General features: G+C 62.2%; 8 protein-coding genes. 3 read left to right on the forward strand and 5 right to left on the reverse strand.

The window, feature by feature from the left end; all coding sequences use genetic code 11:
* Positions 1 to 247 (forward strand): hypothetical protein (locus NW820_RS05705; RefSeq protein WP_414406925.1); only part of this gene is annotated, 247 nt, incomplete at its 5' end.
* Here the strand turns inward: NW820_RS05705 and NW820_RS05710 are convergent.
* Positions 244 to 1,494 carry an LL-diaminopimelate aminotransferase gene (locus NW820_RS05710; RefSeq protein ID WP_414406926.1) on the reverse strand — a complete coding sequence of 417 codons (1,251 nt, stop codon included), beginning with the start codon at positions 1,492 to 1,494 and terminating at the stop codon, positions 244 to 246. The genes NW820_RS05705 and NW820_RS05710 overlap by 4 nt on opposite strands.
* Positions 1,495 to 1,680: 186 nt before the next feature.
* Here NW820_RS05710 and NW820_RS05715 point away from each other — a divergent pair, with 186 nt between their 5' ends.
* Positions 1,681 to 2,586 carry a hypothetical protein gene (locus NW820_RS05715; RefSeq protein ID WP_414406927.1) on the forward strand — a complete coding sequence of 302 codons (906 nt, stop codon included), beginning with the start codon at positions 1,681 to 1,683 and terminating at the stop codon, positions 2,584 to 2,586.
* Between the two features lie 13 nt (positions 2,587 to 2,599).
* Here NW820_RS05715 and NW820_RS05720 read toward each other — a convergent pair whose 3' ends face one another.
* From NW820_RS05720 to NW820_RS05735, 4 genes are all read right to left on the reverse strand, one after another.
* Positions 2,600 to 3,778: a DUF3326 domain-containing protein gene (locus tag NW820_RS05720; RefSeq protein WP_414406928.1), complete on the reverse strand. Its 1,179-nt coding sequence runs from the start codon at positions 3,776 to 3,778 to the stop codon at positions 2,600 to 2,602.
* Between the two features lie 53 nt (positions 3,779 to 3,831).
* Complete coding sequence (gene hemG / locus NW820_RS05725) at positions 3,832 to 5,367, reverse strand: protoporphyrinogen oxidase (protein ID WP_414406929.1); 1,536 nt, start codon at positions 5,365 to 5,367, stop codon at positions 3,832 to 3,834.
* A gap of 118 nt (positions 5,368 to 5,485) precedes the next feature.
* Positions 5,486 to 6,796 (reverse strand): homoserine dehydrogenase, encoded by a 1,311-nt coding sequence (locus tag NW820_RS05730; protein ID WP_011433040.1) that lies wholly within the window; start codon positions 6,794 to 6,796, stop codon positions 5,486 to 5,488.
* Positions 6,797 to 7,014: 218 nt separating this feature from the next.
* Positions 7,015 to 7,806, reverse strand: coding sequence for a GvpL/GvpF family gas vesicle protein (locus NW820_RS05735; protein ID WP_414406930.1), 792 nt, complete (start codon positions 7,804 to 7,806; stop codon positions 7,015 to 7,017).
* Positions 7,807 to 8,054: 248 nt separating this feature from the next.
* On the opposite strand from NW820_RS05735, the gene NW820_RS05740 reads away from it, so the two are divergent.
* Positions 8,055 to 8,589, forward strand: a 535-nt coding sequence (locus NW820_RS05740) for a DUF3318 domain-containing protein (protein WP_414406931.1), incomplete at its 3' end; no start/stop codon positions are given.

Genomic DNA, 8,589 nt, shown 5'->3' on the forward strand with positions numbered 1-8,589 from the left:
AGTTCACCTGGCCACTGCCCATGAGGGTATGGATATCTTCATCGCTAACGGTCAGGAGCTGCAGTCGAAGCGGCAGTACCCGGAAAGCCGAAGGGGAAGCTGGCCCAGTTGCTGCGTTGCAGGCAAAAGGGTTCGCGGCGGTATCGCCGACTGGTTCGTCATCTTTCCTGTCGGGCCCAAGCTGTTCGCCTCTGGCGGCGGGGAGCGCTTGAAAGAATCCTCGCCCTCTGGGTCAAGACTCAATTAACCAACGGCTCCAGCCCCCGCAAACACGCTGCCGATGCGGCGCATTGCCTCTTCCACGTTGGCGCGGCTGTTGAAAGCGGACAGGCGCAGATAGCCCTCTCCGGCGCTGCCGAAGCCAGAGCCAGGGGTACCCACCACATGGCAGGTGTGCAGCAGCTTGTCAAAAAACTCCCAACTGCTCAGCCCATCGGGTGTTTTCACCCAGACGTAGGGGGCATTCACGCCGCCATAGACTTGGATCCCCACCTCGGCCAATTGCTCGCGAATGATGCGGGCATTTTCCAGGTAAAACTGCACCAGACCTCGCACCTGCGCCTGCCCCGCTTCGGAATAAACTGCCTCTGCCCCTCGTTGCACAATGTAGGACACCCCGTTGAACTTGGTGGATTGGCGGCGATACCACAAGCTCCACAGATCCACCCAGGATCCATCGGCAGCTTGCCCCCGCAAAGACTTGGGCACCACCGTAAAGGCACAGCGGGTGCCGGTAAACCCAGCGGTTTTGGAAAAGGAGCGGAACTCGATGGCACATTCCCGCGCCCCTGGAATCTCGTAAATGGAGTGGGGGATCCCGGGCTCGGTGATATAGGCTTCGTAGGCGGCATCGAACAGGATCAGGGAGCCGTGGGCACGGGCATAGTCCACCCAGTTTTGCAGATGCTCCCGTGTGGCCACTGCGCCTGTGGGGTTATTGGGGAAGCAGAGGTAGATCACATCCACCTTTTGGCTGGGCAGGCTGGCGGTGAAGTGATTTTCGGCAGTGATGGGCAGATAGACCAGGCCCTCGTATTCGCCGCGTTCGTTGGCCGGCCCCGTATGGCCCGCCATCACGTTGGTGTCCACATAAACCGGATAGACAGGATCCGTGATGGCGATGGTGTTGTCGTGGCCGAGGATATCCAGGATGTTGCCGCAATCGCACTTGGAGCCATCGGAGACGAAGATCTCGGAAGCGTCGATATCGCAGTTGCGGGCCTGGAAGTCGTGCCGGGCAATGGCCTGGCGCAGCCACTCGTAGCCCTGCTCTGGCCCATAGCCGCGAAAGGTGGCCCGTTCCCCCATTTCCTCCACCGCCCGGATCATGGCCGTTCGACAGGCTTCCGGCAGCGGCTCGGTGACATCGCCAATGCCCATTTTGATAATTTGAGCTTCGGGATGGGCGGTGGCAAAAGCCTGCACCCGCCGGGCGATCTCGGGAAAGAGATAGCCGGTCTTGAGCTTGAGGAAGTGGTCGTTGATCCTGGCCATGGAGGTTTGCCGAAGAGGAGGTCATCGGCTTTTCAGTGTAGCTGTTCGCGCTAGCGGGACGGAGTCCTTAGCCGGTTCCGGGCCAGAACTCTTCTACGTCGCGGTTCCCCTGCCCATAGCAACAACCCCGGCGGAGGCGGGACGGAGTAGGATGCTACCTTGGCAAAGATCCTTTGGAGAGCAGGGATGAAGCAGCAGAGGGGAATGGCTCGGCACGAGAGGTGGGCGGTGGGCCTGTTGGCGATCTGGGTTTGGCTGAGCTGGGGGATGGGGGCCTGGTCTGCTCCCCTTTGTCGGGATCCCCTCTTGCTGCGGCAGATCTTGGCAGCTCTGGGCCGTCCGGAGGTGAAGGTAGAGGAGGTGGCCCTTTTTGATCCGGATCAGTGTCTTGTCCAACTGGTGTTGGATCGCCAGGGGTTGAGCGGCTCCTTGCCGCCCGAAATAGGCCAATTTCGCCGGTTGCGAGCCTTGTCCCTCAGCCACAACCAACTTTCCGGCCCCCTGCCGCCCGAGCTGGGGCAACTCAGCCAGTTGGAAAACCTGTTTCTCGACTACAACGAATTCTCCGGCTCCATCCCATCCGAGCTGGGGCAGCTGCGCAACCTGCGCGGCCTGTTTTTGGATCACAACCAGCTCTCTGGGCCTATTCCCCCCCAGCTGGGGCAACTGCGCCACCTGGAAAACCTCATCCTGCAAAACAACCGCCTCAGCGGCACCCTTCCCGGCCAACTGGGCCAGATGAGCTCCCTCAAGGGCCTGTTTTTGGATCGCAATCAGCTCTCTGGGCCTATTCCCCCCCAACTGGGGCAACTGCGCCACCTGGAAAACCTCTACCTGTCGGACAATCGCCTCAGCGGATCCCTGCCCCCCGAGCTGGCTCAGCTGAATCAGTTACGGGATCTGCGCCTGGCACGTAACCAATTCACGGGAGAACTGCCGACCTTTTTGGCAGAACTGCCCCGACTGGAGCGGCTGCACATCGAGGGAAACCCCGGCCTCTGCTTGCCGGCCGCCCTATCCGAGTGGTTTGCCGGCCTAAACCCGGCGGATCCCCTGCCGGCTCCCATCTGCTCATGGACTCCGTCCCGCTAACGCGACCGGTAGCCTACTGGGACTCCGTCCCGCTCAAGTGCTCCGCACCGCGACCGCGAACGGCGCAAGTGTGGGATCCCAGCTTTTCCGGGGGGGAGGGGGAGAGCCGTAGCGACGACCAGGCCACTCCTGCTCGATGGGCCACCACCACTCCAATCGCCTCTAGATAGGAGGTTACCGATACATGAGGGATCCCCAACTGGCGGGGATGCACCTGCATCACGGTGGTGTTTTCCTCGACGGCAATGAAAAGCGGAGGACGAGTAAGAACTCCGTCCGTTCGCGTCAGCGGCGGAGCATTGTGGTGGGGTCGCGACAGCGTTGCGCCGCAATAACGGCTGGCCAGGTGCAGCAAGCCAGGCCCCCCAAAGGCAGTGGCCGGGGCGATGACGCTGTCCACCTGCTCTGCTGTCAGGTCGCCCGGTTGGGCGGGATCCCCGCTCTTGACGAACTGGGGAGCGTAGCTGAGGCCCACCAAAACCGAAGGCAAGAAGGTAAACCCCACCTCTTCAGCAGCAGCGCGGGGGTGAACCGGCTTGGGGAAAGTCTCAGGGTAGAAAGCGGGGGCATGGGCACAAGGGATCCGCAACTCCCGCACCACCAGGTGGCTGATCAGGGCTTCGACGCCGGCCAAGGGATCCACCCCCATTCCTTGCTCGTATTGGCTGAAGTCCAAGTCATCCGGAAAGCGGGCCACCACGGCAATGGCCTCTGCCCCCAGGCGAACCAGCTCCTGGGCAGTCTCCAAGAGAGCATCGGGCCGGGCTAGGGATCCCTGGCTGGCCCCGGAGGGGGAGAAGCCGACGGAAACGCCCAAGGGTTGGCGGGTCAAGCGCCAGGGGCCAATGTTGAGCCCCAAGGTGGCCTGAGCAGCCTGCATCACCTGCAGGTGGCGTTGTTGCAGATCGGGGGGGATCCCGGCATCCAGCACCACCCCAACACAGTTTTGGCGCACTGGCCGCAAATTCCACACCCCCGCACAGAACTGATCCAGGCCGTACCCTTCCACATACAACACATTCCCCATCGGCCAAAACAAACTGGCTCCGTTTAACACGTTGGGATGGGTAATGACCCGCTCTGCGGCTGCTGCCAGAGTGCGGGCAACAGGCAGGGCATCCCCGGCAAAACCACCGATGCGGGCACCAATGCCGGTGGGGATGAGCAGGAGGCTGGTGTAGGGATGGCTCATGCTGCTATGTCTACAGCACTCTATGCTGCTACACGCGAACGGGAACCGCACCGCTAACGCCGGACGGACAGGATCTGCTGGGCTAGGGCCTCGGCCCGCCGCACACAATCTCCCAAGGCCACGCCATCCAGGTAGTTGGCACACACCCACACCCCTGGGGTTTGGTCGGCCAGGCTGGCCTGCAATTGGGCAATCCGCTGCCGGTGGCCAAGCGTATATTGCGGGATAGCCTGGGGCCACAGGCGCTCTCCCAGGCGGATGGGTTCGACAGGGCGGGTGAGCAGGATCTGGCTGAGTTCTGCATGCACAATTTGGGCCCGCTCGTCAGGGGAGAGCGCCGTAATGGGCGGGATCCCTTTCTGGCGGGCAAAAGCCGCATCGGTAGCTCCCCCGATGAAGCTGACCAGGCAGTGATAGCCCTGAGGAGCCCGCTCTGGAAAGAGGGAGGAGGCCCAGATGGTGCCCAGGGTGCGCAGGCCCTGAGAGCGAGGGATCAGATGGCCAAACCCTCGCAGCGGTTGGGGGAGGGCTTCTTCTGGATAGGCCAAAGCCACCACCGCCACAGGCGGGTAGGGGATTTCCCTCAGCAGCCGGCTGGCCTGGGGGTTGAGATCCTGCAGGAGGGTGGCAGCAGCGTAGGCAGGGAGGGTGAGCACCACCTGTTGAGCCGCCACCCAGTGGATTTCTTCTGGGGCCGTGTGCTCTGCACCGCTGTCGTGTATGACGAAGCCCACCCGGTAGCCCGTCTCATCCCGCTTGAGATGCACAGCCCGCCAGCCCAGCCGCAGCGCACTGCCCAGTTTCTGGGCAATCGCCTCAGGTAGCTGCTGCAACCCCTGCCGCAGGTTACCCAGTTGGCCCCGCTTGGGAGGAGGTTGGATAGGGGAGTTGCCGCTGTCCTGGTGACGGGTTCGCGGGAGCGTCGCGTAGCGATAACGGCTGCGCAAAGCCTGCACAGCACCGGCAAAGAGGCTGCCGTAGCGTTCTTCCAAGCCGGCAATGCGGGGGAAGGCTGCCAAGGCGCTGAGCTGATCCGGATCCCCGGCATACACCCCTGAGGTAAAAGGTTCGACCAGCCGTTCCACCACCTCGGATCCCAGTTGCCGCCGGAAGAATTGCCGCACCGTTTCCTCTTTGCCCGGCGGTGGCGCGACAAACCCCAACAAGCCGCGCAAGGCCCGCAACTTGCCGCCCACGCTCAACAGCCGCGAGCCAATTGCCGCAGAAGGGCTCAGGGGCACCGGCAGCAGCTCTTTTTCCCAGTAGATGTAGCGGGGCAGCTTGGCATCGGCCAGCACCAGGTGCTCCGCCAAGCCCACCTCGGCAATGAGGTTAAGCAGGGCGGGGACGGGGGTAAAGCTGTTGGGGCCCTCTTCCCAGCGATAGCTGTCTTTGGATTGGGTGGAGATACAGCCCCCCACGCGGGAGCTGGCCTCGGCCAGGAGCAGCGGCTGGGTGGATTCATCCTTGGGGGATAAGCCCTGTTGTAATCGCAAGGCCAACGTTAGGCCGCTGATGCCCGCCCCCACCACCACCACCTCAGCCTGCAAGGACTGCGTCCCGCTAAAGTGCTCAACAGAAGAGTTCATCTTTTGGGTTCCAACGGGGTTTTCAATCCTCAAGAGTCAAACAATTATGCTCTGAGCCGCTCCCCGTCCCACCAGCGCGTTCGCGTCAGCGGTGCGGAGCATTTTGGATCTATAGCAGCTAGCGCAGCACCCGAAATAGGCTGGGGATCCCGGCCACCTGGGGCAGTTGTTGGATCTCGGCCAGCGCCTGCCGGCAGTCGGCCTCCCGGACGGTGTGGGTGAGAATCACAATCTCCGCCTGCTCTTGGTGACATTCCTTTTGGGTAATGCTCTCCAGGCTAACCCGGTGGCGACCGAAGCAGGTGCCAATCGCCCCCATTACCCCCGGCTGATCCTGAGCCAACACCCGCACGTAAAACTCCGACTCCAATTCCGAGAGAGGGATCAAAGAGGCGGCAGCGGGGAAGCAGGAGAATCCCCACAGCGGATTGGGGGCATCAGCCCCCGTTTGCCGGTGGGCAATCAGGGTCAGCAGATCGCCGACAACGGCACTGGCAGTCGGCCCCCGCCCCGCCCCCGGCCCCGACAGCACCACCTGCCCCAAAGGATCCCCCTGCACCAGGACGGCATTGTCCACACCGTTGATGTTGGCCAAGGGGTGGGTAGAGGGCAGAAGGGTGGGGTGAACCCGGATATCCAAAGCCATCTTCGCTGCCTCCCCGCCAGAGTTGGCCCTTTGGGCGATGGCCAAGAGCTTGAAGGTGTAGCCCCACTCGCGGGCATAGCGAATGTCGGTGGGGCTGATGCCGCGGATCCCTTCGCAGGGGATGGCTTCCCGCTTCACAGACACCCCGAAAGCAAGGCTGGCCAAAATGGCGATCTTGTCGGCGGCATCCCACCCTTCCACATCGGCGCTGGGATCCGCTTCGGCGTAGCCGTGGGCCTGGGCCAGGGCCAGGGCTTCCTCAAATGAGCTGGCCGCCTGGGTCATCTGGCTGAGGATGAAGTTGGTGGTGCCGTTCACAATGCCCCAGACCGCCTGGATGTGGCTGGCCTGCAGGGACTGTTGCAAGGGCTGCAGAATCGGGATCCCGCCCCCAACTGCCGCTTCCAAGAGCACCGAGACTTTGGCTTGGGCTGCCGCCTGAAAGATCTCCTCCCCGTGGCGGGCGATCACCGCTTTGTTGGCTGTGATCACCGGTTTGCCGTGGTCAAGGGCTTTTAAGATCAAGGTGCGGGCCGGCTCCAAGCCCCCCATCAGCTCGATGACCACGTCGATTTCCGGATCCGACACGATTTGCTCCAGATTGGTGGTCAGGCGCTCAGGCGGGATCCGCACTTGCCGTGGCTTGTCCAAAGAGCGCACCCCCACCGCCGCAATCTCAACCGACTGCAAGAGAGGATGCCGGGGTTGCTGCAGAATTTGCACAACACCCGTGCCAACCGTGCCCAGCCCCAATAGCCCAACTCGTTCGCGGTAGCGGCGCATAGCGCTTTAGACCACAACTCTTCCTTTTGCCTGCTGTTCCCGTTAGCGGGACGGAGTCCTTTGCCCTGTGAGGGCTCCGCCTCGCCAATGCAAACAGGAAGCGGACGGGATCCCCTCACCATTATCACGCTTGGATCCACGCTCTGCTAACGCGACCATGATCCGCATGCAGAGCACTTTGTTCGCGCTAGCGGGACGGCGTCCTTAGTTGGGATCTATCACCTGTCGGCCAGGGGATCCCGCAGGGCACGGACAAAGTGATAAGGGGGCAAAGGGGCGCTCCAATCCAGTTGCCAATGGGGGTGCTGATCCAGCCAGGTTTGGGTGAGCTGAGGGGCGGCTTCCCACTCGGCAGGGGTGAGCAAAAAGTAAAGCCGCAAGGCTTCTCCTGGCTGGGGATCCCCCCTTTGCACAGGCCAGGTGGAAGGCCAAAGCTGCTGTAGGGCTTGCTGCTCCTGCTCTTGCTGCTCTTGGGCCTGTCGTTGCTGGAGATAGGCTTGCTTGCGGGCCAACAGATAGGCCGTCCCGCTTAGGGAGGGCTGTGGCTCCGGTTGGGGCTGAGGTTGAACCCTTCCTTTGAGACAGTACTCGGCCCGCCCCCCAATGGCTGCGAGGGCTTGTTCGTACTCCGTCTGCCGGGACAGCAGGTGGGATCCCAGCTTTTCTGCTGAGAGGAAGCAGGTGCCAAAGCGCAGGGGCAGCACCGGCATCTGGGCGAACAGCCGGCAGATCACCTGATCGTGGCGCAGGGCAGAACGCACCAACACCTCATCCGAGACTTGCAGCGACTCCGGATCCGGCATCGGCTCCACAGCAGCGGCAATTCGGCTGCCTGCCGGGGAGAACACCTGCACCGACCGATGGATCCCCTCGGTTTGCCGGATGAAGGGCAAAAGTTCTGGAGCTGGCTGCGGGAAGAAGGCGTAGGTGTAAAGGGGGCTGTTGATACTCTGCTCATTCCCGTCAGCAGTACGGAGCACTTGGGGTTCTGGCTGAGCTGGGAAGGTCATGGTCTCGGATTTAAGACGAGTAGGTAAGACGGGTAGGCTCGCCTTCCCAGTCTACGCAACCTAGGATTGGGATCTTTGAAACCTACAGGGTTCCACCTATAGAGTTCCACGGCCAGAGTTCCACGGCCAGCCTGGAGATGCGATAGACTAACCTCGCATCGGTTCTGCACAGGCTGGGGTGTCGGGGGCCGGAACAGCGCCCGTGTTCAGGCGGGCTCCCCGCCTCAATGCCCCTAACAGGTGAGGCCATGAACAGCCGCCCAGATTTCAAATCCTTTGAAAAAGAAGAAACCGAACGGTTGCGGGATCTGCTCCCCGCTTCTTTCCGACCCTTGATCAGCGTCGTTCCCCACTTCGGGGGTGAAGCCCTGCTCATCTCCCGCCGCAAAGCCCCTTGGCAGCCCCAGGGCACCATCGCCATCGATTTTCGCCGTTGGCAAGGGATCCCTCAGCCACAGCGGGATCTGTTGTTTCTGCGGGAGGTGGGATGGCTGGGCAACCGCAATTGGTTGCAGCCGGGGTTTTACCAATCGCTGGCCTTGATGGGGGGCATCACCACTGTTGCGGAGCTCTCTTTGCAGCACCCTTTTTCCGCTCTGTTGGCAGGTGGCATTACGGCTCTCTCCGTCCGGCAGATCTGGCAAAACCTGAACCGGGAGAGCGCCCATTTCGATGCCGATGAATTTGCCCTGCGCCGTGCCCAGTTCCGCGGCTACACCCGACAAGAGGCCGCTCAACACCTGGCAGATGCCATAGAACAGGTTCTGAAGCTGGATCCCACCG

Source organism: Synechococcus sp. R55.7 (genome assembly GCF_047461955.1).
In the GTDB taxonomy this organism is placed as follows: domain Bacteria; phylum Cyanobacteriota; class Cyanobacteriia; order Thermostichales; family Thermostichaceae; genus Thermostichus.

Bases quoted from the DNA above. Each gene is read 5' to 3' on its own strand.
- NW820_RS05710 (WP_414406926.1), bottom strand. From the start codon at position 1,494: ATGGCCAGGATCAACGACCACTTCCTCAAGCTCAAGACCGGCTATCTC.
- NW820_RS05715 (WP_414406927.1), top strand. From the start codon at position 1,681: ATGAAGCAGCAGAGGGGAATGGCTCGGCACGAGAGGTGGGCGGTGGGC.
- NW820_RS05720 (WP_414406928.1), bottom strand. From the start codon at position 3,778: ATGAGCCATCCCTACACCAGCCTCCTGCTCATCCCCACCGGCATTGGT.
- hemG (WP_414406929.1), bottom strand. From the start codon at position 5,367: ATGAACTCTTCTGTTGAGCACTTTAGCGGGACGCAGTCCTTGCAGGCT.
- NW820_RS05730 (WP_011433040.1), bottom strand. From the start codon at position 6,796: ATGCGCCGCTACCGCGAACGAGTTGGGCTATTGGGGCTGGGCACGGTT.
- NW820_RS05735 (WP_414406930.1), bottom strand. From the start codon at position 7,806: ATGACCTTCCCAGCTCAGCCAGAACCCCAAGTGCTCCGTACTGCTGAC.